20 protein-coding genes are annotated in these 22,857 nt (G+C 58.3%); 5 read left to right on the forward strand and 15 right to left on the reverse strand.

Going from position 1 to position 22,857, the window contains the following annotated elements:
• Nucleotides 1–294: VapC toxin family PIN domain ribonuclease (locus CO660_RS33605; protein WP_097600904.1), on the forward strand; the 294-nt coding region annotated here is incomplete at its 5' end.
• A gap of 217 nt (nt 295–511) precedes the next feature.
• On the opposite strand, the gene CO660_RS24455 is transcribed toward CO660_RS33605, so the two are convergent.
• From CO660_RS24455 to CO660_RS24495, 9 genes are all read right to left on the reverse strand, one after another.
• Nucleotides 512–2,392, reverse strand: coding sequence for a methyl-accepting chemotaxis protein (locus tag CO660_RS24455; RefSeq protein ID WP_097600905.1), 1,881 nt, complete (start codon nt 2,390–2,392; stop codon nt 512–514).
• Between the two features lie 61 nt (nt 2,393–2,453).
• Entirely contained in the window at nt 2,454–3,719 is a 1,266-nt protein-coding gene (locus tag CO660_RS24460; RefSeq protein ID WP_097600906.1) for an NAD(P)/FAD-dependent oxidoreductase, read from the reverse strand.
• 73 nt (nt 3,720–3,792) lie between these two features.
• Nucleotides 3,793–4,104: an antibiotic biosynthesis monooxygenase gene (locus CO660_RS24465; protein ID WP_097600907.1), complete on the reverse strand. Its 312-nt coding sequence runs from the start codon at nt 4,102–4,104 to the stop codon at nt 3,793–3,795.
• A gap of 10 nt (nt 4,105–4,114) precedes the next feature.
• Nucleotides 4,115–5,212, reverse strand: a complete 1,098-nt coding sequence (locus CO660_RS24470; protein ID WP_097600908.1) for an NAD(P)-dependent alcohol dehydrogenase — start codon at nt 5,210–5,212, stop codon at nt 4,115–4,117.
• Between the two features lie 68 nt (nt 5,213–5,280).
• Nucleotides 5,281–6,279 (reverse strand): ABC transporter permease, encoded by a 999-nt coding sequence (locus tag CO660_RS24475; RefSeq protein WP_097600982.1) that lies wholly within the window; start codon nt 6,277–6,279, stop codon nt 5,281–5,283.
• 5 nt (nt 6,280–6,284) lie between these two features.
• Nucleotides 6,285–7,226, reverse strand: coding sequence for an ABC transporter permease (locus CO660_RS24480; protein WP_097600909.1), 942 nt, complete (start codon nt 7,224–7,226; stop codon nt 6,285–6,287).
• A gap of 10 nt (nt 7,227–7,236) precedes the next feature.
• The gene (locus tag CO660_RS24485) at nt 7,237–8,766 is read right to left on the reverse strand and encodes a sugar ABC transporter ATP-binding protein (protein ID WP_097600910.1); all 1,530 of its coding nucleotides are present in this window, start codon (nt 8,764–8,766) and stop codon (nt 7,237–7,239) included.
• Between the two features lie 56 nt (nt 8,767–8,822).
• A complete protein-coding gene (locus CO660_RS24490; protein ID WP_097600911.1) occupies nt 8,823–9,911 on the reverse strand; it encodes a substrate-binding domain-containing protein in 1,089 nt (362 codons plus the stop codon).
• A 449-nt stretch (nt 9,912–10,360) separates the two neighbouring features.
• Nucleotides 10,361–11,470 carry an alcohol dehydrogenase catalytic domain-containing protein gene (locus tag CO660_RS24495; protein ID WP_210421954.1) on the reverse strand — a complete coding sequence of 370 codons (1,110 nt, stop codon included), beginning with the start codon at nt 11,468–11,470 and terminating at the stop codon, nt 10,361–10,363.
• Nucleotides 11,471–11,774: 304 nt separating this feature from the next.
• On the opposite strand from CO660_RS24495, the gene CO660_RS24500 reads away from it, so the two are divergent.
• From CO660_RS24500 to CO660_RS24515, 4 genes are all read left to right on the forward strand, one after another.
• Nucleotides 11,775–12,881: an NAD(P)-dependent alcohol dehydrogenase gene (locus CO660_RS24500; RefSeq protein WP_097600912.1), complete on the forward strand. Its 1,107-nt coding sequence runs from the start codon at nt 11,775–11,777 to the stop codon at nt 12,879–12,881.
• An 82-nt stretch (nt 12,882–12,963) separates the two neighbouring features.
• Entirely contained in the window at nt 12,964–14,628 is a 1,665-nt protein-coding gene (locus tag CO660_RS24505; protein WP_097600913.1) for a GMC family oxidoreductase N-terminal domain-containing protein, read from the forward strand.
• Complete coding sequence (locus CO660_RS24510; protein ID WP_097600914.1) at nt 14,625–15,107, forward strand: hypothetical protein; 483 nt, start codon at nt 14,625–14,627, stop codon at nt 15,105–15,107. The genes CO660_RS24505 and CO660_RS24510 overlap by 4 nt, the downstream gene beginning before the upstream one ends.
• 19 nt (nt 15,108–15,126) lie before the next feature.
• Nucleotides 15,127–16,002, forward strand: a complete 876-nt coding sequence (locus tag CO660_RS24515) for an N-acyl homoserine lactonase family protein (protein WP_245421360.1) — start codon at nt 15,127–15,129, stop codon at nt 16,000–16,002.
• A 163-nt stretch (nt 16,003–16,165) separates the two neighbouring features.
• On the opposite strand, the gene CO660_RS24520 is transcribed toward CO660_RS24515, so the two are convergent.
• From CO660_RS24520 to CO660_RS24545, 6 genes are all read right to left on the reverse strand, one after another.
• Nucleotides 16,166–16,363: a hypothetical protein gene (locus CO660_RS24520; RefSeq protein ID WP_097600916.1), complete on the reverse strand. Its 198-nt coding sequence runs from the start codon at nt 16,361–16,363 to the stop codon at nt 16,166–16,168.
• 145 nt (nt 16,364–16,508) lie between these two features.
• The gene (locus CO660_RS24525) at nt 16,509–17,996 is read right to left on the reverse strand and encodes an NAD-dependent succinate-semialdehyde dehydrogenase (protein WP_097600917.1); all 1,488 of its coding nucleotides are present in this window, start codon (nt 17,994–17,996) and stop codon (nt 16,509–16,511) included.
• Nucleotides 17,997–18,027: 31 nt separating this feature from the next.
• Complete coding sequence (locus CO660_RS24530) at nt 18,028–19,047, reverse strand: sugar ABC transporter permease (RefSeq protein ID WP_097600984.1); 1,020 nt, start codon at nt 19,045–19,047, stop codon at nt 18,028–18,030.
• A 13-nt stretch (nt 19,048–19,060) separates the two neighbouring features.
• Entirely contained in the window at nt 19,061–20,032 is a 972-nt protein-coding gene (locus CO660_RS24535) for an ABC transporter permease (RefSeq protein ID WP_176536366.1), read from the reverse strand.
• The gene (locus tag CO660_RS24540) at nt 20,032–21,585 is read right to left on the reverse strand and encodes a sugar ABC transporter ATP-binding protein (RefSeq protein WP_097600919.1); all 1,554 of its coding nucleotides are present in this window, start codon (nt 21,583–21,585) and stop codon (nt 20,032–20,034) included. Before CO660_RS24540 ends, CO660_RS24535 begins: the two co-directional genes overlap by 1 nt.
• 93 nt (nt 21,586–21,678) lie before the next feature.
• Entirely contained in the window at nt 21,679–22,842 is a 1,164-nt protein-coding gene (locus CO660_RS24545; protein WP_097600920.1) for an ABC transporter substrate-binding protein, read from the reverse strand.
• Between the last annotated feature and the right edge of the window lie 15 nt (nt 22,843–22,857).

Raw genomic sequence — 22,857 nt, forward strand, 5'->3', positions numbered from 1 at the left:
GGCAACCCCAAATATCCCAACTCTCCCGGTTCACCGTCACTCGTGATGGAAATCTTCCGCAAATTGCGGTCGCTCCCCGGTCACAGTTTTTGGCCGGACGATGTGAGCCTTGTCGGGTCAGGTGATATCGCTCCCACGAAGATTCTAACATCGGGACAGGTAACTGACACCTACCTGCTTGCGCTAGCCAAGGTGCATGGGGGGCAGCTGGCGACATTCGATCGCAAGCTGTCAACAGCAGCGGTTACAAGGGGCAATTCTGCCTTGCACCTGATCACCACGAGTAGATCGTGAGTTCCCGTCGATCCATTATGCGATTTTCCTGGGCTAAACCGTGAACGCCATAGCAACAAGCCGCACAATGCTGGCCTCGAAACTCGCGCCGTGCCGGAACTGTTGACCGCTATTTCAATGTCGGTGGCGTAAAAGGTATTTATGGAACGCGCTGCAGATAAATTCGCCGATCGTCCACGATGAGGCGTCGCAATTGCATTTCCACCGCGCCAGAGACCTATGCTCGTACCGCCCGCGAGCTGTCTAGCAGGATAACCTCTGCGCTCGCTCCGTCGTCGGATGCCGGAAGATTGTCGTCTTCAGCGACAGGTTGATGGATTTTGAACTGACACAAGAGTTCGGTGAGCGCTTCCGCCTGTGACGCTAACATGCTTCCTGCGGCGGCGGATTGTTCCGCCATCGCCGCGTTCTTTTGTGTTTCGTTGTCAATTGAGCCGACCGTGGCGTTTATGTTAGCCAACGTTATCGCTTGCTCTTGCGCCGACCAGGCTATTGCCACGACATGCCGATCGATCTCGGTGACCTCCGCTATAATCTGGCCCAGGCTCTTTCCAGTCTCGTCTACGAGGGATACCCCTTTTTCCACCTGTGCGCTTGCACTCGAAATCAGTTGCTTGATTTCCCTTGCAGCTGTCGCTGATCGCTGCGCCAGCTCTCGAACTTCTTGAGCCACTACTGCAAAGCCACGTCCGGCATCGCCAGCCCGGGAAGCTTCAACTCCGGCATTCAGGGCAAGGAGGTTCGTCTGAAAAGCGATCTCATCAATCACCTCAATGATTGTCGTGATCTGATCGGAAGATTTCTCAATGTTTCGCATCGCCTCGACCGCAGAACGAACGACGACACCGGACGCCTCCGCCCCAGTCTTCGCTTGTGCGACCAGGACTTTCGCTTCGTCGGCTCGAATCGCGTTCTCGCGAATCGCGGACGTTACCTGTCCAACCGCCGCTGCAGTCTCCTCGAGTGAAGCGGCTTGCCGCTCCGTTCTGGTGGACAGGTCATGGGACGCCGAACGGATTTCTTCACAGCTGCTGTCGATCTGAAAGGCGTTTTGATTCACCGACAACAACGCGCCAAGGAGCTTTTCGACTGAAGCATTATAGTCGAACCGAAGACTATCCAGATCCGCTCTAAAGGGTGTTTCGATCCGGTGGGTTAAGTCCCCGTCGGAAAGCCGCTGAAGTGCAGCGCCCAATGTGCTTACAGCAAACTTTGCCGCGCCGGCGTCGGCAGCGTCCCTCCCCTCGCGCGTTTGCCGGTCTCTTTCCGCTGCCTCTCGCACCAGCTCGCTCTCGTGTTCCAACTGTGTGCGCTCAATGGCGTTCTTTCGGAACACTGACACTGCGCGGGCCATGCTTCCCAATTCGTCTCGACGCTCCTCGCCTAAGACTTCGTCGCCCGTGTTACCATCCGCCAGAGACATCATTCGGTCCCTGAGACGAACCATCGGCAGGGTCACGTACCGGGAGGCTATGAAGATCGACACCGCCAATAAGGACGCAAACAGGACTGCGATAGTGACGAGCGAATAGAAGCTGGTTTTATCGGCGCTGTCCGCCAATTGCTGGCTCTTGAGCGCGGTTGCGCTGGCAAACCCATCAGTCCAGTCACGCACGGCAAGGACCTGATCCGCTATGATTGGGTCGGCTCGGCGCAGCAGTGCATTGGCATTTGCGGTGTCGCCCTTAAGTGCCAATTGGACCGCCCCGTTGGTCAGCTCGAGAATACCGTTGGCGGCAGATATGAAACCATCGATACTCTCCTTCTGATCGGGAGCCAGCTTCTTGACAGCGCGAAGTTCGGAAAGCAATTTCGCCTTGTTGTTCTCGTAATAAAGAGCGAATTTTTTGATGTTCGGGTCCTTGGTGTCATAAGACATGACTTGGTAGGCATTGTAGCTCAGCGCGGTAAGCCGCTGGCTCGCCCGGGCCATCTGAATGGCCGCCGCCTCATCCTCGGCGATGAAGCTGACATAGCTCTGTGAGGCATACCGATATTTGAGCGATACAAATGTCAATCCGGTTATGCCGATCGCACAGACCGGCGCCACCAACAGAAGCATTTTCAGTTTTATGCTGACATTCTCTAGAAACGACATAGTAAATCCCCCATGTATGTCGTTGATTCTTTGCCCATTACCGCGATATCTACTGCCGCTATCAGACTTCTTCTTTAAGCGTCTCTTTCTGCGTGATGAGGCGCGCCGAGTGATGTCCCGTCGTGAAGACCCAGAGCCAGCTGAGTGCGACGGCCATTCGGCTGCGCGTGCCGATCAGGAAGTAAATGTGGGCCAGACCCCATATCCACCAAGCAAGCGAACCCTTCAGTCGGAACTTCCCGAAATCAATGACAGCCGAGCTCGGGCCAATTGTCGCCAGGTTGCCGAGGTGTCTGTAGCGGAAGGGTGCGGGCGCGGGTTTTTGCAGGCGCCGCGCCTTGATGACCGAGGCAACATATCTCCCTTGTTGCTTCGCCGCGGGCGCGATGCCAGGTACCTGACTTCCGTCTTCCGTTCTCACGGAAGCGGTGTCTCCAACGATGAACACTTCCGGGTGCCCGGCAACGGTCAGATCTGGTTCAACGAGCGCTCTTCCTGCGCGATCCCGCTGCGCTCCGACCCATTCGGCCGCCTTGGATGCCTGAACGCCTGCTGCCCAGATAACCGTTCGGCTCGGAACGACCTCGTCTCCAATGGTCACGCCGTCTTCGTTGCAGGCGGTCACCGGGCGGCCGATGCAGACTTCGACACCCATCTTCGTCAACGACTTGGCGGCGTAGTCGGACAGTGCCGGCGGAAAGATCGGAAGAACTCGCGGCCCGGCTTCGATCAACAGAATTCGCGCCGACGAGGTGTCGATGCTTCGAAACTCTTCCACCAGGATTTTATGAGCGAGCTGGGCAATGATGCCAGCCATCTCTACCCCCGTGGGTCCAGCCCCGATGATGCTGAAGGTCAAGAGGGCCTTCCTACGCTGGAGATCCGCCTCCAATTCGGCTTTCTCGAACGCAAGAAGAAGCCGCCTTCTTATCGTCGTCGCATCTTCGAGCGCCTTTAGACCGGGAGCAAAGGGCTCCCACTCGTCACGGCCGAAATAGGCGTGGCGCGCTCCAGTGGCGAGGACCAATGTGTCGTACGGCACCGAATGATCGCCCTTCAGTGATACAGAGCGTTGCGCTATGTCGATGCCGACGACTTCGCCGAGCAGCGTAGAGATGTCCTTCCTTTCGCGGAACAGCGTCCTTATCGGCCAAGCTATTTCCGACGTCGCAAGCACCGTTGTCGCGACCTGGTAAAGCAGTGGCTGAAAGAGATGATGATTGCGCCGATCGATGATTGTAATGGAAGTTTTTGGGCATTTGAGATCCCTGGCGAGCTGGAGACCCGCAAAGCCTCCACCTACGATCACTACGCGATGTTGCGCCATTTTCACTCCAAGATATGGACGGGGTGCTCCTCATCGGAAGCACAGTTCCGGCCGAGCCACTGACGCGGTTCATTCAGTCGCTTACGCGGCTATTCACGATGATGGACGGGGGACTAACGAGCAGTGGCAGGAGTGGCTCCAGAACGCGGATCACATTGGGGTGCTTGCCGTGAGCGGCCACCGCCTCCTCGTTCGCCCAGCCATCGAGAATGTAGAACGTATTGGGCTCGTCTGCGCGCTGGTACAGGTCGTAGTAGAGACATCCTGTTTCTTCACGGGCCGGTCCGATAAACTCCAGAAGGAGTTCCTTCACGCGGCCCCTGTTCTGGGTTGTGGTTTTGAATTCGACGATAAGGTGCTGTTCCCCGGATTTCGTGGGCGACATCGGCTGGCTCCTAGTTGAACACGATGACGGGCTTGATAACGCGACCCGCTTCCGCGTCCGCGATGGCCTCGTTGATCTTCTCGAATGGATACTTCGTGATCAGCTTCTGAAACGGGAACTGGCCTGCCTGATTGAGCTGAACCATCTGCGGAATAAACAACTGCGGAATTTGGTCGCCGAGGATTGCGCCCTGGATCTTGCGGTTGAAGACCATGAGGTCGAGTGGGATCGGGATGTCCTTGCCGAGCGCGTCGAGGCCGAGCAGAACGACATGTCCGCCTGGCCGTGTGCATTTGATGGCGTTGAGGATAACTGGAATGATACCGACCGCCTCGACGGCGAAATCAGCACCACCGCCGGTCAGGGCGTGAATCTGTTCCACGATATCGGCTTCCTTGCCGTTGATGGCATGCGTCGCGCCCAGTTCCTTGGCCATCTCGAGACGCTGCAGGTTCAGATCGACGATGATGATCTTGCTGCATCGACGCACTTTGGCGGCCATGATTGCCGCGATGCCCACGGCTCCCGCACCGAATATGACAATGGTCGAACCAATTTCCGGCTTCATGGCATTGATGACGGTGCCGGCTCCGGTCGCCATGCCGCAACCGAGTGGCGCTGCATCTGTAAGGTCGAAGCCTTCCGAGGGGAGTAGAGCTGCATTGTTCTCTGTCGCTAGAATGTGTGTCGCGAAGGAAGACTGACCGACGAAGTTGCTGCCCACATCGTCACATACGATGGCTTTCTTCCCGTTTCGCCGCAGACCCGTCAAGTTGTATTGCGTGTAGTTCTGGCAGTTCATCGGATGCGAGCGCCGGCAGTCGGCGCAGAAGCCGCATGAACTCTGGCTGAGGGCGACGGCGTCGCCTATCTTCAATGCCTGCACGTCAGGTCCAACCGCCTCGACAATCCCGACACCTTCGTGCCCTGGAATGACGGGAGCCGGTGGGCCGAAGATGCCATCTCGCAGAAGCAGGTCGGTATGGCAGATGCCCGTTGCAACCGTTCGGACAAGGATCTCGTTCCCTTCGGGGTCAGCGAGCTCGAGGTCCCGAAACTCCAGTGGAGCCTTCGGCTTCACGGCGACGGCCGCAGTAATCTTGACCATTTCTTCTCTCCTGCTTTCTCTTGCTAAGTCGCGGAAACAACTGCGATCGACAATTACGGCACTCGGGCTCAGATGCGCCCCGTTCGAGTTCCGTAGATGATCGCGGCTAGCGCGATGATGAGGCCCTGGACGATGAGCTTTCCTGGTTCCTGAATGCCGAAAACGGTCAGCATCGCAAACAGGAAGCTGAACGCGACGACCGCAACAAACGGACCAGCAACGCCGCCACGATCGACGCCGAAGGTGACGCCGCCGAGGATCGTCGCAGCCAAAGCATTCATGAACGTATCGAAGCCCGGCTTGATTGTGCCGACCGCCAGCGCGGAAACTTGGACAAGCGCAGCGATCCCGGTCAGGACTCCTGCCGTCACATGCGAGACAAGTATCGTTCGGGCAAGCGGGATCCCCGTTGTCTCAGCGGCGCGCGGGTTATCGCCAACTGCACGGAAATAGCGGCCAACGATCAAGAAGCGGAACGCGAGGGCTACGAGAATCGAAGTCGCGACCCAGATGATGACGGAATAGGAAAGTCCATGCACGTTGCCGTTCGTCAGTACGCGTAGCCACGTTGGCGTGGAGCCGGGCGCCCTGCCCGCGCTCATATACTGAACGATGCCGATCAGGATCGCGGAGACGCTTAGCGTCGAAATAACGGCGGACGCACGGATGTAAGCGACGAGGACGCCGTTGATAATTCCGACGAGCAGCCCAACTACGATAGGCATCGCCACGGTCAGGAAGGGCGGGTAGCTGTTTAACAAGCCCGAGCTTGCGAGGTAGATCGCAAAAGCGAAAACGCCGCTGACGGAGAGATCAATCGACCGAACTCTCATCACAAGAGACTGCGCGAGCACAGCTATTCCAAGTGGGGCGGACTGCTTGAGGATTACAAACCAATAGTTCGGGTTGACAAGGGTCGCGCTCACGGCCGGCGCGACCGCGATTAGCATCGCAAGCACATAGTACGCCGGAGGCAGACCGATGATCCAGGAAACAGCGCGCTTGCCGTTAACCGAGGGCGATGGCGCACCGGGCTTAGAATTAGCGGTAGTCATCGAGGTGTCCATCTTCTTCAAAGTCCGATTGTTTTGCGCCGCTGCGATACGACGAGCACGAGGAGCAGCGCGCCTTTAGCCACCGATTGCAGGAAGGCAGAGACATTCGCGAGGTTCATCACGTTGTTGACGAGGCCCAAAATCGCGGCTCCTACGGCAGTACCAAAGATGCTTCCGATTCCGCCGGCGAGGTGAACGCCGCCGAGGGCTGCCGCCGTAACGGACTCAATCCCGAAAGCGGCTCCGCCCTTGGGATCGCCGGACGCAAGCCGTCCCGCTAGGAACATCCCTGCGGCGCAGGCAAAGAGAGCCGACAGAACGTAGGCGTTGATGATCGTGCGCTCCACCGGCACGCCGTTCATGCGGGCGTTGAATTCATTGCCACCAGCAGCAAAAAGATAGAGGCCAAACGGTCTGCGATAGAGGATCCAGGCGGCGGCGAGCGAAGCGACGACGAGCCAGACCAAGGAGTTCGGTATCGGGCCCATCGAGCCCGCCACCGAGGTCGAAAGCCAATTCGGCACCTTTCCCCCGGGAATTGGGAGTATGATCAGAGCGAGACCCTGGCCGATTCCCATCGTGGCGAGGGTCATGATGATCGGGTGCACGTTCAGGCGCGCAACGCCGTAACCGTTGACCAGCCCGAATGCGGTTGCAACCGCAATGCAGAGCAGGATTCGTACGAGAACGGGCATGTCCAGCGTCATTATCGCGGTCGTCACGCTGATGATTGACCCTACAGAGACGTCTAAGCCGCCGGTCAGGATCACGAATGTCTGGCCAAGCGCTGAGATGACAAGGGTGGTCGACTGCGCAAGCAGGTTCGAGAGGTTTTCGCCCTCGAGAAAGCCGGGCAGGAAGGCAATCGACGCGACGAGCATCACGACGAGCGTTCCGATCGAAAGTCGGATCGCCCCTGCTCGATACGGAACCCTGAGGTAAGTTGCGACAGTGTTCATAAACTTCTCCTCAATGAACCGCAGCGCTCTGATCATGCGCGGCATGAGACCCCAACGCGGTTCCAAGAATGCTTTCTTCGGTGGCTCCGACGGCAGGCGTCTGACCCACGATCTTTCGGTCGTGGACGATCAGAATGTTGTCACAGAGCCCGATGAGCTCGGCGAGTTCACGGGAGGAAACGATCACTGCTCCGCCACGCTCGCTGAAGTCACGAAGCAGGCGGTAGATCTCGGCTTTCGCGCCGACGTCCACGCCACGCGTTGGCTCCTCGATCACAAGAATGTCCACGCCCGACAGAAGCCACCGTCCGAGCAAGACCTTTTGTTGGTTTCCGCCGGAGAGCTTGCCAACGGGTGCGCTGGGGTCGGCGGCCGCTACCCGCAGGGACGCGATGATTTCACGCACGCGCGAAACGGATCTCCACGCGACGCTGGCCATGCTGCGGTTGAGCTGCTTGCCAAGCGCGATGTTGTCGTAAATTGGCAGACGGAGAAATAGACCTTCCTGCTTGCGGTCCTCGGGTATGAAACCGATGCCTGCGGAGATCGCGCTGGAGAATCCCGAAGAGACGTCCACGACGCGCATGGATGAGTCGGCATGCCGGCGTCTGATAGAGACGGATTTCGCCGACTCCACTCCGACCAGCGCTCTCATGATTTCCCGTTGCCCTTGTCCTTCGAGACCCGCAAGCCCGAGGATTTCTCCTCTCTTTACTGAAAATTGAACCGTCGGTCCTTGGGCATCAAGGCGAAGGCCAGAGACCTCGAGCATATGATCGCCCGTTTCACCCGCCCGCGACGGAAAAAAGTTCTGCAGTTCTCGGCCGACCATCGTGGCGACAAGAGAACGGAGGTTGAAGTCTTCCACTTTCCCGGTCCTCACCCACGCGCCGTCCTTCATCACCGTGATCTTGTCACAGAGTTCGAAGACCTCGTTCATCCGATGTGAGATATAGACAACGGCTTTGCCGGCGCGCTTGAGATCCCGGATGACTTTGAACAGGTGTTGAACGTCGGCCGAATTCAACGCTGCTGTTGGCTCGTCGAAGATGAAAACGTCCGCATTCGATGTAAGACCCTTCGCGATTTCGACAGCCTGTTGCTGGGCGACCGTCAGCGTGTCGACGATCGCCATCGGGTCGAGTTGGGGAAACACGTCGGCCAACAGACGGCGCGATCTCTCGATTACCGCTGCTCTATCGATCGAGCCGTCAGCGCGCCGTGGCTCGTGACTGAGGAACATGTTCTCGGCGACGGTTAGATTGGGTATGAGAGTGAATTCTTGGAATACCGTCGATACGCCGGCGAGGCGCGCTTCCTTTGGGCTACGGAAGTTGACGTCCTCACCGCGAAGCCGCACGGTTCCCGAGTTGGGCTGATAAACGCCGGACAGAATCCGCATCAGCGTGGATTTACCCGCGCCATTTTCGCCCATCAGGGCGTGCACCGAGCCGGGCTCCAGCGAAAAGCGTACGTCCGACAAGACCTTCGTGGCGCCAAACGACTTATTGATGCCGACCATTTCGACAAGCAGGCTCATGAAAGCTTTCCATGTTGTTGGAGTTGCGGGCGCGGAAATTCCGCGCCCGGCTTGCTTCAGGCTTTGAAGTATTCGAGCAGCTTCTCGTTCGGCATTTCGGTCGGAGCCCAATATGCATCAGTGAGATCTGGCCTGTAGAACTTGGAGAGCGTGTCGTCAGTGATTGGCTTGGGACGGTTAGTCCAGTTGCGATTGATTGGCTTCCCTTCGAGAAGCGCGAACGCGGCGCGTAGCGCGGCGGTGGAAAGCGCCGGCGGGCAGATGGGCCCGATTGACGACAGCTTTTCATCGTTCCAGCGGCGCATCCAACCATTCAGCGCTTCGCCGGTGATCGGCGGTATCGTTGAGGCGCCGGCTTCCTGAAGGGCATCGAGAACGCCGAGCGACATATTGGCGCCATCGGTCCAAACACCGGCGATGTCGGGATCGGCGAGATAGAGATTCTCGGCGATCTTCTTCGAATCCTCGTATGACCAACTGCCGTGCTGTGTCGATGTGATCTGAAGCCCGGACTTGTTGAAGACTTCCATGGCGCCGCTGTAGCGGTCGGCATCGATCGGATGGCCGGCGACGCCGCGCAGGACCCAAACCTTACCCTTGTTGCCGAGCTTGTCGACGAGGAACTGCGCCATGACGCGTCCGAAATAGAAGTCGTCGCCCTGCACCTGAACAGTGAAATCCTCGGTATCAACACGGCCGAGGTAGACGACGGTCGGTATCCCGGCTGCTTTCGCCTTTCGAATGCCTTCTACGGCCGACCCCGTGGTCAGCGGAGCGATGATGATCGCGTCAACCTTCTGCGCGATCAGGTCTTCGATGTCGGCGACCTGCTTGGACGGGTTCAAGTCGGCGCTGCGGAACTGATAGTCCGCGACACGATCCTTGTTGCGCGCAATTTCGTATTCCGCTTCGAAGGCGGTCTGGTAGGTGTGCGTCGATCCTGCGAGACCGTAATGGCTGTGACCGATCTTCCAGGGACCGCTCTTCGCGAATTTGCCCGCTTCGACGATCGGGTTGTCGCCCTCGGACGGCCAGGTGTCGGAAAGAATGTTGATATCGGTCGCCGCCCGAAGAATGTTCGGCACGCCGAACGTGCCAGCGGCGAGCAACGCGCTACCGGCCTGCAGGAATGTACGTCTCTTCATCTAAGTTCCTCCTCTACCGCCCCAGGCGGAAATTTTTGTCTGATATGCGAGAGCCGCTTAGTCTCCTGCCGTTGCCGGACTCTCCACAGAACGGCGACGAGCATCATTATAAATCAGCAGACAATCTGTCAATCTATTTAAATATCCACGGTAGATACCTAGATATAGGGGATCTATCCTATTGATTTATCGACTCCGTTCGCTTTTCGCCAGAGCATGAGACAATAGGACAATCATTGGACCCGAAACTGAATGCGAACAAAAGGGATGAAAATGGCGACCTTGGTCATCGTCCGTGACGGGCAAAGCGATGGGAACGAAAGGAACGAATTCACGGGCTGAAAGGACGCGTCACTTACCGATCAGGGCGGTTGGAAACCCTGCTCGGCATGTCTGTTCTGACCGAGGACGACCGATGACGCCTCGGCCAGACTCCCTTGCGGTCGGCTTCAGTTGAAGTCGGTGATCACCACATAGCCGCTCGTGTTAAAGCTATCCATGTCGTGCAGAACCGATTGGACGTCACTGAGGGAAACCGTTCGACTCACAAGAGCGGTGGGTCTTAGTTTCTTCGAAGCGACGAGACTGTGGAGGTCGCCATACTCGCTCTGTGGATTGCCCAGGCTGCCACGAATTTCGAGTTCTTTGAGCACGATCATGTCCATCGGAATCGCTACGATGCCCTTCTCCGCCTGGGACGTCAGACCAACCTGGGACAATCGCCCGCCTTTGCGGAGCGAATGCAGCGCCCCGTGTACGGTCGCGACGCTACCGAGCGCATCGACTGCGAGATCGACCCCCGCGTCTCGTTCCGTAACTCTCCTGACCGCGACGCCGACCTTCTCAGACGAAAGGCCCTTCGCATTGACGACAGCATGCGCGCCGATTTCCTTCGCCTTTGCAAGTTTTGCATCATCGACATCGACAGCGATCACACGTCCGCCGAGCGACGCTGCGATCTCTATTGCGGCCTGCCCGACGCCACCGCACCCAAAGACGGCGGCGCTCTCTCCGCCGCGCAACGCGCCACGGCTCTGGATTGCACGCCACGCCGTCATGTAGCGGCAGCCAAGCGCCGCGGCGGTGAGTTCGTCCACCCCCTCCGGAAGCGGTATGCAGTTCAGGTCAGCGTTGGGCGCGCGCATGTACTGCGCCCAGCCGCCTGATCCTGGGATGAGGTGCGGCACCGCCGCGTTGTCGCAAATGTTCTGCTCGCCGCGAGAGCAATGGTGGCAATGCCCGCATGCCAGATTGAACGGCACCGTGACACGTTGCCCAGGGCGGACGGACTTCACGTCGGATCCGACGGCTTCGACAATGCCGCCGATTTCATGCCCGAGGACGGCTCCGGGCTGAAGCTTCATTCCGACCCATTCCCAGTCGCCGTTCCATAGATGCCAGTCACTTCGGCAGATCCCTGATGCCACGACCCTAACGAGAGCATCGCCTGGCTCCAGCTCCGGGACCTTGACCTCAGCTACCGAGACCCGTCCCCTTACTCCCTCAATTTGCGCGGCCTTCATTGAACGACTGGACCACGCCTTCGGCGCTTCGAACATTCCTTCTTCCTCCCGAGTGGCACATGTGAAGTTGTATTTTCCAACGGCAAAAAGCTATTTTTTGTCTGCTAATCTGTCAACGGTTGGCCGACGAATGTAATTCGAAGCCCATCCGCTTTGCAATACAGGCGCCAATCGCTAGCGCTTACCGCTGTAAAGACGTGCTTTTTCGACGTTTTAAGTGGCGGTCATGACAGTGGAAATTCGATTGCACACAAAATAGACCGAGACATATTGACTGATTGTCTGAGGATACGTAGTTTTCGCCCATCTGCGCTGGTGCGCGTCTGGAGGAGCCCAACTTATGAAGCAAGCGTATGCTGCAATCTCGCGCGAGAAGGCGAAGCCTCTCGTCTTAGAGTGCATCGGAATTGATGAACCGCGAGCGGACGAAATCCTAGTTCGGATCGTCGCGTCCGGCGTCTGCCATACGGACATGGTCGTCCGGGATCAGGGATACGACGTGCCTCAACCGGTCGTCCTTGGACATGAGGGCAGCGGCATCGTCGAAGCGGTCGGAAAGGACGTTAAGAGGCTCGCTCCCGGCGACCACGTCGCCCTCAGCTACGCCTACTGCGGCAAGTGCGAAAGGTGCCGCGTCGGCACGCCATATTATTGCGAAGATTTCTTCGGCAGAAATTTCCGCGGCACCCGCGCCGATGGCACCTGCCCGATCCACGATTCGCACGGCAAACAGATTAGCGGTTGTTTTTTCGAGCAGTCCTCGTTCGCGACGTACGCCATCGCCAGCGAACGCAACGCAGTTAAGATTTCCAAGGACGTACCCCTCGAGCTTATCGGTCCGCTCGGTTGCGGTCTCCAGACAGGCGCGGGCGCGGTGTTAAACTGCTTAAAGCCAATGCCTGGGTCGTCCATTGCGATCTTCGGCGCGGGAGCGGTTGGGATGGCGGCTGTCATGGCCTCAAAAATCGCAGGGTGCACGACTATTATCGTTGTCGATCTCAACGATGAGCGTCTCGAGCTTGCAATTGAACTCGGTGCAACACACACAATCAATGCTCGCTGGGAAGACAGTATCAAGGCCATCAAAGAGATCGTTCAAGCCGGCGTGGACTTCAGCCTGGAATGCACAAGCTCTCCAAAGGTTTTTCGCCAGGCCGTCGATTGCCTTGGAACGCCAGGGACTTGCGGACTTGTCGGCTCATCTGCGCTCGGCACCGAAGGCACGATCGACATCGGCAACTTCCTATTTGGCCGCACCCTTGTTGGAGTAGTCGAAGGGCAAAGCATACCGTCTGAATTCGTGCCTCAGCTTATTGAATATTGGCGGCAAGGTCGCTTCCCATTCGACAAGCTCGTCCAGTTTTACGACCTCGAGGAGATCAACGAGGCGATGGCCGACTCAGAGAGCGGAAAGGTCATCAAGCCAATCCTGCGCATGAACCACTAGCCTTCTGGTGTCGCGGCCGAAATATGCGGGGCCGCGACGGAGGTTGCGGTGCCACAGGCTAGCTTTTGCACTTGGGGGAGAAATGGTTAAAGCACTGTTTGGAGGAGACAGCTTCGACTACATCGTCGTCGGAGGCGGAACGTCTGGATGTGTCGTCACCAATCGACTGAGCGAGGCGGGCTTCAAAGTCTGCCTTCTCGAAGCGGGTCCAAAAGACGTCAATCCGATGATTCACATCCCCGCCGGCTATATCAAGAATATCTATAGCAAGAAACTCACCTGGAACTTCATGTCCGAGCCGAACCCGGGCACAAACGACAGGAGCTTCGCCCTGCCCCAGGGCCGAGTGCTTGGAGGATCGAGTTCAATCAACGGTCTCAATTATGTCCGGGGTCAGGCAATAGACTACGACAACTGGGCTTCCCAAGGAAATCCTGGGTGGAGCTACAATGAAATCCTGCCTTATTTCAAACGATCGGAGCGTCGCATCGGCAACGCCGACGATCGCTACCGCGGACGTGACGGCGAGCTTCCAATCACCGACCTGGACTGGCATCATCCCGTCAGCGATGCTCTGATCGACGCGGCGGTCGAATTGGGAATTCCCCGAAACCCGGACTATAATGGTGCCAGCCAAGACGGCGCAGGGTATTTTCAGCGGACGATCTACAAAGGCTTCAGGCACAGCTCGGCCCGCGCTTTCCTTCGTAAGGCAATGAAGCGCGGCAACGTGGACCTCCGTACGAACAGCCAAGCCACCTCAATAATCTTCGAGGGCACAAAGGCCGTCGGCGTCGCATATGTGGTGGGAGGGCCAGACGGTGCTCGACACGAAATCCGTGCGACACGAGAGGTAATCCTTACCGCAGGTGCACTCAATACGCCAAAGCTCCTTCAACTGTCAGGGGTCGGACCGGCCGACGTTCTCGGGCGCGCGGGGGTCAGGGTTTTCCATGAGCTTCCCGGCGTAGGCAATAACCTTCGCGACCACTACGCCGTTCGCATGGTTGCCCGCGTAAAAGGCTCGACAACCATCAACGATCTCGCTCAAGGTCCTGCCCTTCTGGGCCAGATTGCTCGTTGGGTCTTCGGGAAACCGAGCATACTTGCGGTTAGCCCCTCACTTGTTCACATCTTCTGGAAGTCCGATCCCTATTTGCCGAGGCCCGACCTTGAGTTCGCGTGCGCGCCAGCGAGTTTCCGAGAGGGCGTAGTCGGGTTGCTGGACACGCACCCTGGCCTGACGCTCGGCGTCTGGCAGGAGCGCCCGGAGAGCCTTGGTTTCGCCCATATCAAATCGTCAAACGCCTTCGAGCATCCGGCGATACAGCCCAACTATCTCACCCATGAGACGGATCAAAGGGCCCTGCTTGGTGGGATGCGCGTGGCGCGGCAGTTGTTCCGAGCCAACGCTCTCAGCAAATACATGGATGCCGAGACATCTCCCACGCCAGATCTCGAAAGCGACGAGGATCTCCTCGGATTCGCGCGCCAGAAGGGCACGACCGTCTATCACATGATTGGCACCACCCGCATGGGGCCGCGCTCAGATCCCGGAAACGTGGTCGACTCGCAACTGCGCGTACATGGCCTGTCCGCTCTTCGCGTCGCAGATGCCTCGATCATGCCTTCGATGCCGTCTGCCAACACCAATGCTTCGACGCTGATGATCGCAGAAAAGGCTGCTGATCTGATCTTAGGATGGCACGTCGCGCCGGCCGCGCCTCCGGAGGAACATGCCGCATGAGGAAAGAGGCACCATCGTCGACGAAGTTGATACGGGCAGCCGAGGTGCTGGATGACACAACCTCAGCCTATGCGATTTCTGCTCACGCGTGCTTCGAGAAGTTCCATGGTGCGGCCAATCGACTGGCGGGGCTTCTAGTTCTTCTTGCCATTGCGAAGTCCCGTCTTGTACTCGACGTGCAGGTCCAGGCCGCGGCGGCCCGCCTCATAAAGGCGGGAAATGAGGAGTTCCGCGCACTCCGGTCCACGCCTCGCAGCCAGCATTTTCACAGTCATCTCGCCAACGCAGGCAACCTGCTGCGCGTCGCGATGGAGCACGTAGAGCGCACATTGGCAGGCTCCGCATCCGCGCGCGACCCGCTGGTGCCGCTACAGGCGGCATGGTCGGAATTAAGAAACGCATCAAAATGCCTGCCAGGGTTCGAGGTGGTGGACTTCCGCCACTCGTGTTGTGCCCTTCATGAAACCGCTATCAGTTAATAGGCATTGGGAGGTGACATTGTCTGACTACTCAATATGGATGCTCGAATTCGCCTGGGTACCTGACGCGCCTAGCAGTTCTCTCGTCTATGGCCGGCACAACGCGGGCAATGAAAAGCTTCCTTACTGCTACACCCTCCTGAAGGGGCATGGGAAGACGATCCTGTTGGACTGCGGTGTGAACTACGCCTCCCACGGCCGTGAATTCATGGAGCGCTTCAACGTTCAGAACTGGTTCTCGCCCAAGGAAGTCCTCGCCGAGGTCGGCTGTACTCCCGAGGAAATCGACCACGTGATCCTGACGCACGCGCATTTCGACCACATGGGTGGTTTGGAACTGTTCCCCAACGCAACCTTCCACATTCAGCAGGAAGAGCTCGCGGCATGGGTTTCGATGATGGCGCTCGACCGACGCTTTCGGTGGCTGCTCACGGCCACTGATACGGGGGACATGCTCTATGCAGTCCAAGTCGCTCGGGAGGGGCGAATGCGCGGCATTGATGGCGATGCCGACAACATCTTCCCGGGGATCGATGTCAGGATAGCGCGGGACACCCATACCGCCGGGTCGCAATATGTCATCATCCGTAACGACGGCAAATCTGCAAGCGACGACGTCTTCGTATATACGGGGGACTTACTTTATCGGCACGACAATATTGATGGCGGTGTCGCCGGCGACCCGATCTATCTTCCGGTCGGCCTTGCCTTTGGCAGCCAAACTAAGCTCATCTTCACTACTCACGAGATAATGAAGTGTACCGGTTTCGACATGCGTCGAGTTCTGACGCCACATGAACCTGCGATGACCAGCATGTATCCAAGCCGCACGACGAAGAACGGTCATTACTTGATCGAGGTGGCCCTAGCGCCGGGGCAGCAATCACACGTCTAACGCTCCCAAGGCGTGGTCGGGCGGGGATGGCATCGTATGTAGCCTTCTCGCCCGACTAATTCACGGCGGTCCTGCCAGCCTTGAGCGGAGTCGCCGCAGTGGGGAAAGCTGTTGGACAGCTGTCGACGGCGCCAGAGTGCGGTTTCAAGTAGAAAACTTGATTTTAGGTGTTGTCGACCGACTTCACGCGTGAAACATTCACCCGATAAAAGCCACTGGCCCCCTCGACGCTTGTGCGAGCGGTGAGATCGACGCCATCGGCTCTTTCCTCGACGAAGTCGTCATGGCTGTAGAATGCCGAGATATCGTGGTCGCTCCGGGTGGGCTTCTTGATGTGTTCGGCAGATGCTTGTTCTGTCATGCGGCAACCTTGCGATTGAGAGCGGTTCCGCTGCGAACCTCTCAGAGATACGAATGTAGCCTCCCCCAGGTCGTGGGGGACGCCGATTCAATGGATGGAGAGCTTCACTGCGAAGCACGCCGTTCGGCGCGCCTCCTCAACCTTCTCAGGCGGGTATGCCGCCGAGGCAGACGTATTTCATGGACAGGAAGTCATCCATGCCGTACTTCGATCCCTCGCGACCGAAGCCCGACTGCTTCACGCCGCCGAACGGAGCCACTTCCGTCGAGATCAGGCCTGTGTTCACGCCGATCATGCCGTATTCAAGTGCCTCGGTCACCTTCCACACGTTGCGAAGGTCGTTCCCGTAGAAATAAGCGGCGAGGCCGAACTCCGTGTCATTAGCGAGATCGATGACTTCATCGACGCTCTCGAACTTGAAGACCGGCGCCAGCGGCGCGAAGGTTTCCTCGCGGGCGACCTTCATATCCTTCGTCGCTCCGGACAGAAGCGTCGGCTGGACAAAGGTCCCACCGTTCTCATGTCTTTTGCCGCCGACGACGACGGAGGCACCGCGGCTGACCGCGTCCTCGATGTGGTCGTAGAGCTTGGTCACCGCCTCGTCATTGATCAATGGACCTATCGTTGCTCCATCATCAAAACCGTCTGAGACTTTAAGACCTGCAACCCGGCTCGCCAGCTTTTCCACGAACTTGTCGTAGATGCCGCTCTGGACATATAGGCGGTTAGCGCAGACGCAGGTCTGCCCAGCGTTGCGGAACTTGGACAACATCGCTCCCTCCACCGCTTCGTCGAGATCCGCGTCATCGAAGACGATGAAGGGAGCGTTACCGCCGAGTTCGAGACTGAGCTTCATGATCTTCTGTGCGCCTTGGGCCATCAGGATGCGCCCCACTTCCGTGGAACCAGTGAAGGTAAGCTTCTTGACGATCGGGTTCGAGCAGACCTCCGCGCCGAACATCCGGGCGTTTCTAGTTGGGAGCACGCTGAACAATCCGCTGGGAACTCCCGCCCGTTCGGCGAGGATTGCGAGCGCGAGAGCCGAAAGCGGGGTCTCTGCGGCGGGCTTGAAAATGATTGCGCATCCGGAAGCGAGAGCCGGCGCGACCTTGCGAGCGACCATCGCGGATGGGAAGTTCCATGGCGCAATAGCGGCGACGACACCGACGGGCTGCTTGAGGACGAGAAGACGTTTATCGGCATGGTGACCCGGTATCGTGTCACCATAGACGCGTTTCGCCTCTTCCCCGAACCATTCGATATAAGATGCGCCGTATGCCACCTCCCCACGAGCTTCGGCAAGCGGTTTGCCCATTTCAGACGTCAAAATGACTGCAAGATCATCGGCGTTCTCCACGACCAAGTCATAAAAATTCCGCATGATCGACGCTCGGTCCTTCCCGGAGCGGGCTGCCCAGCTTTTTTGTGCTTTCTTTGCGACGTCAATGGCAACGCGCACATCGTCGAGACCGGCACTGGGGAGAGATGCAATAACCTCGAGGGTGGAGGGATTCTGCACCTCGATCCGCTCACCGCCTGTCCCTTCCTTTTGCCAAGTGCCTCCCACAAACATTTCTTCACGTACGAGAGAGTGGTCTTTGAGACGGTTGAGAAGAGTGTTCGAGACAGCCATCAGCGTTCCTTTCGAATGCCTGCGTATAGTTTCAGATCTGATTTCGTATGTGGGGCGATCGGGCGTAAATCGCGACCATCGGCACGATCAGCAAACCGACGACGGCCTGCTGCGCAGGGAAACTGAGGCCGAGGCCCACAAGAAGCGACGTCAATACCGTAAGCACAAGGACGCCGAGAACCGTGGCGCCGTAGCCACCTGCCCCACCGAGCAATGACGTTCCACCGATTACAACGGCAGCGACAGTGGTGAACAGGTAGGGATCGCCGACCCCCACAAACCCGCCGCCCGAAAAGCCGAGAAGCAGCATGCCTGTGATCGCCGACATTGCGCCGCTGGCGCTATGGATCACCGTCCACACCTTGAATTCGGAGATACCGAGGCGTGCGGCAGCGGTCCGACTTCCCCCGATGGCGTAGATGCTACGCCCGAACCAGGTATTGTGCATGAGCCAGCTCAACGCGATGGCGATGACAGACCAGACGACAATAACCGGCGGGATCGGCAGGCCGAAGAATTTTCCGTTGAACGCTGAGATGTTGCGCAGCCATTCAGGAACTGGCGCAAAGACTGTCCCACCGAACTGCGAACCCAGCGACGTGTAGATCTGTACCGCCCCGACCGCAGCGAAGCCCACGCCGAGTGACATGATCAGCGCCTGTCCCTGGAGCTTGAAACTCAGAGCGCCGTTGGTAGCGCCGACAAGAGCGCCCAGCAGCAGCACCAGAAGCATGGCAAGGGGAGCCGGCAGCCCTGCCACCATCAAGCTTGGCAAAAGAATATTGGCCCCCCCGATGATGTACGGAATGGAAAGATCCAGCGCTCCTACAAGGGCGCACAGCGTCTGCCCAGTCGACGCCAGTCCGAGGAACGCCGCAAGGAGAAGGATCGACCGCGCGTTCTGCGACGATACGAAGCCCGGAACAAGCAGCGCACCGAGTACGAGCAGACATGCGAGCAATCCGAAACCGATCGAAATACCTTTGTAGGTTCGGAGCGGGTTCGACCGCATCGTTACGCCGGTGTCAGTCTTCATGACCGTGGAAATCATTTTCATTGTCCTCTCAAGCGGCGGCTCGCCGGGTGATCACGAAGACGTTGACGAGCAACGAACCGACCAGGATTAGGCCGAATGCCATCTGCGTGACGAAGCCCGACACGGTGCCGAAGTTGAAGGTGGAAAGCAGATAGGAAATCAGGAACATGTTGATGGCACCGAGCGTCGAACCCAATGCTCCACCACGCCCACCGGACAGGCTTGCGCCACCAAGTACCAGCGCCGTAACGGCCTGAAGCGTATAGGTGCTTCCCTGAGTGGGATCGCCCGAAGAAATGAGCGCGGTGTAGCTCAGAGCAGCAAGCCCGGTGAAGGCACCCGCGACGACATGTGCGATGATGCGAACGGTATCGACGGGCACACCGCTCGTGTATGCCATCCGTTCATCCGCGCCGGTCATGCGAAGATTGCGATAAAACATCGTGCGCCGGAGAACAGCCCAAACCACGTATGCCGCTAGGAGCAAAAAGAGGACGGGAGAGAACACACTCGTGCCGGCGCCCCAACTCAACATCCAGTCCGGAGCGACACCGCCCGGCCGTGACATGACCATCAGGTTCATGCCCGAAAGCACGAGGAAGCCGGAGAGGGTCACGATGATTGGCGCGACGCGGACATAGATGATCACTAGAGCCTGAAAAAGCTGGAAAGCTGCTCCAAGTCCGATCGCCCACCCGATGACAGCGACGGGATTGGTGACGCCATTGCCAACGAGCCAGGTGATCAGCGTAACATTAATAAAACCCATCAGAGGCCCGACCGACAGATCTACGGCCCCCCTTCCCGCCATCACGACAGGCGTGATGGCGAGCGCCGTAAGGATGAGCGGGGTGGCGACCAGGATCGCGCCGGCGATGCCGTTCGTCGTGAACAAGCCATGGCCGCGTGTCGCGACCGCGGCCAGGAGCACGATGAACAGACCAGCTGGCACAAAAAGTGAGCGGTCTCGCGCGACCTGTCGAAGTGCGTTGCTAGTCATCACGCGGTCCTTTCCACGTCGAACTCGACAGAAGTATCTCGGGACTGTCCGAACATTGCTGCGAGGATGGGCTCCTCGGCTATGTCGTCACCCGAGAGCGAGCGGAACAGCCTTCCGGCAAAAAAGACGTCGACGCGATCGGCAAAGCCGATGAACTCCTCTATCTCACTCGAGAGATAAATCACGCTACCGCCCTTATCGGCAAAGATACGAAGTTCACGATAGAGGTCCCGCTTGGTCCCGAGATCGACCCCGCGCGCGGGATCGTTGAGGACAATGACCTTCGGATCGTTCGCAAAGGCTCGGCCGATCAGCACTTTCTGCTGGTTTCCTCCGGACAGCGATGTGATCTTATTCGACGGATTCCCGATCTTGATGCGCAATCGGTCGACCTCTTGCTTGAACATCGGCTTGAGCGAGGGCTTCCGGATCACTCCGAACGTGCCCAGGTTCTTGCGGTAGACGCCGATCGCAAGGTTCTCAAAGATGCTTTGTTGCGGAAAAATGCCTTCCCGCTTCCGATCACCGGAAACGTAGGAGATCCCAGCCCTCGCCGCTTCGTCGAGTGTTCCCACCAAAGTCATTTTCCCCGTGCCGGAGGAGCGCACCTGAACGTCGCCTCCGAACGGCTGGGCGATCCCGGCGACGGCACGCACGAAGGCATCCTGACCTTGTCCGTCGAGACCGGCCACGCCGACAATCGCTCCTTGAGGCAGATCGAAATCGAAAGCTGCCGCTGATCTGTGGATCGCGAGGTTCCGCGCCGTCAGGATCGCATGCGCGCCGTCGCGGCCCTTAGCGGCATAATGCTTTGCGTCGCTCGCACGCCGGTCAGAAGGGGTCATCATGGTCAGCAGATTCGCTTCCGTGATCTCCTGCTTCTCAAGCAAGCCGACGGTGACCCCATCACGAAGGATGGTGGCTCGATCGGCGATTCGCACGAGCTCCGCGATCCGGTGCGTGACAATCAGGATCGTCGCGCCGCCAGCTCGCATGCGATCGATTTCCCCGTGAAGACGGATCGTAGAGTCGAGGTCAAGTGCCGCGGATGATTCGTCGAGGATGAGAACCTTCGGATTGCGCAGGATTGCACGAGCGATGACGATCCACTGCTTAATACTGAGAGGCAGTCGCCCGACGACTTCGTTGAGATCGACGGGCTTTCCGACGAGGCGAGCGAGGATTGTCTCGGCCTCGAGCCAACGATCCCCAGAATGACCTTCGGAACGAAAGATGCCATCTCGCCCAACGAACAGGTTGTCGAAAACACTGGCCTCCTCTGCGACCAGGACTTCCTGGAAGATGGTGGCCAAGCCGACCCGCTTTGCGTCAACTGGCGAAGTGATCTGCTCGCCAAGGATGGTGACCGTGCCGGCGTCCGGATGCAGCACACCCGACATGATCTTAGCCATCGTGCTCTTGCCGCTACCGTTTTCGCCGACGATCGCGTGCACTTCTCCGGCGCGGGCTTCGAAGTCGCATTTCTTGAGCGCCTTTGTTTCGCCGAACGACTTGGCGACGTCAGCCATCCTGATGGTGGTTTCATTGTCCATTGCAGAACCTCCGGCAGCCCTGTCTGTCAGCGCCGCTCATCCGCATAACCAGAACTTCCGTCTGACGACTGACGTCGCCAGACGGCAAGAGCCTTACTTAACGAGCTTCCAGGGGTCAGCCGGACGCTCGAAGTATTGATCCGCGACAGCTGCCGGGAACCAGCCATCGGCCTTTGGCTCGATGAAATCCGTCGAATTGAGATCGCAGTCGTCCGGGATCGCCGCCCGCACATCTTCGATCGTGTATGGCAAGACCGGACGAAGGAACGTCTGCACCTTTGGTCCCTGCCCTTCGAGCGTGCGAAGCATGATCTCCCACATCTGCTGCATCTCGCGACGAGGCGGCCAAATATGGAAGCTGGCATCGATCCAGTCGGGGTTCTTTCGCCAGTAGCAAGCCGCGGACGCCTCGCCGCCGAGTGTGATCGGAACCATCGGACGGCCCGACTGAAGCATCGCGTTCAGCACGCCGTTTTCCTGGGCACCCTGGGTCAAGATGCCATCGATCTGAGAGGGATTCGTCGCAAGAAATTTCTGGACTTCAACCTGGGCAACCTGATCGGTCCATTTGCCCGCCACTTCTCCGACGATTTTGATATCAGGATATTTGGCGAGAGCCTCCTTGGCGGCCTTGTCGAAGCTGTCAGAGGAGGCAAAGCCAGGTATCCCAGAGACGAGAAGGACGTTTCCTTTCTTCCCGATTTTCCCTGCGAGCCAGTCAGCCATTTCGGCTCCGCCTTGGGCGTGGTTTGCAGCGCCGTTGATAGCGTAGGGAGACGTCACATAACCCGAAAATGAGAATACCGGGACCCCCGCCTTGTGGGCGTATTCGATCGTTTGGTTGAGCGCCGTGACGTTCGAGCAGCAGATGATGATGGCATCGACGCCATCGTCGACCATCTGCCGCATCTGCTGAATCTGAACCGCGTCCTTCAGGTCAGATTGCGTCACCACGACGTCGGAAACCAAACCCGCTTTCTTCGACCTCGGAAGAAGATCGTTCATCACTGCGTCCAGCGCAGCCGCGCGCCAGGTGTTTCCGGCGTAGCTGCTCGCATATCCGATCTTCCAAGGTGGTCCCTTCTTGGGTTTGAAGTCCTTGTAGGCGCTTGGACCAAGCGGGATCTGCGGGTCGACAATCTGGTAGATCTTCTTTTCGCTAGCCGGCAGCTGATCGACGCCGTCGGCGTAGGCGGCGGCGGCAAGAGCGCTGACCGAAATCAGCGCTCCGATGGTTATGTTCAGCAAGTCTTTCATTGATATGCTCCTCCC

This window comes from Rhizobium sp. L9 (genome assembly GCF_002531885.1).
In the GTDB taxonomy this organism is placed as follows: Bacteria; Pseudomonadota; Alphaproteobacteria; order Rhizobiales; family Rhizobiaceae; genus Rhizobium.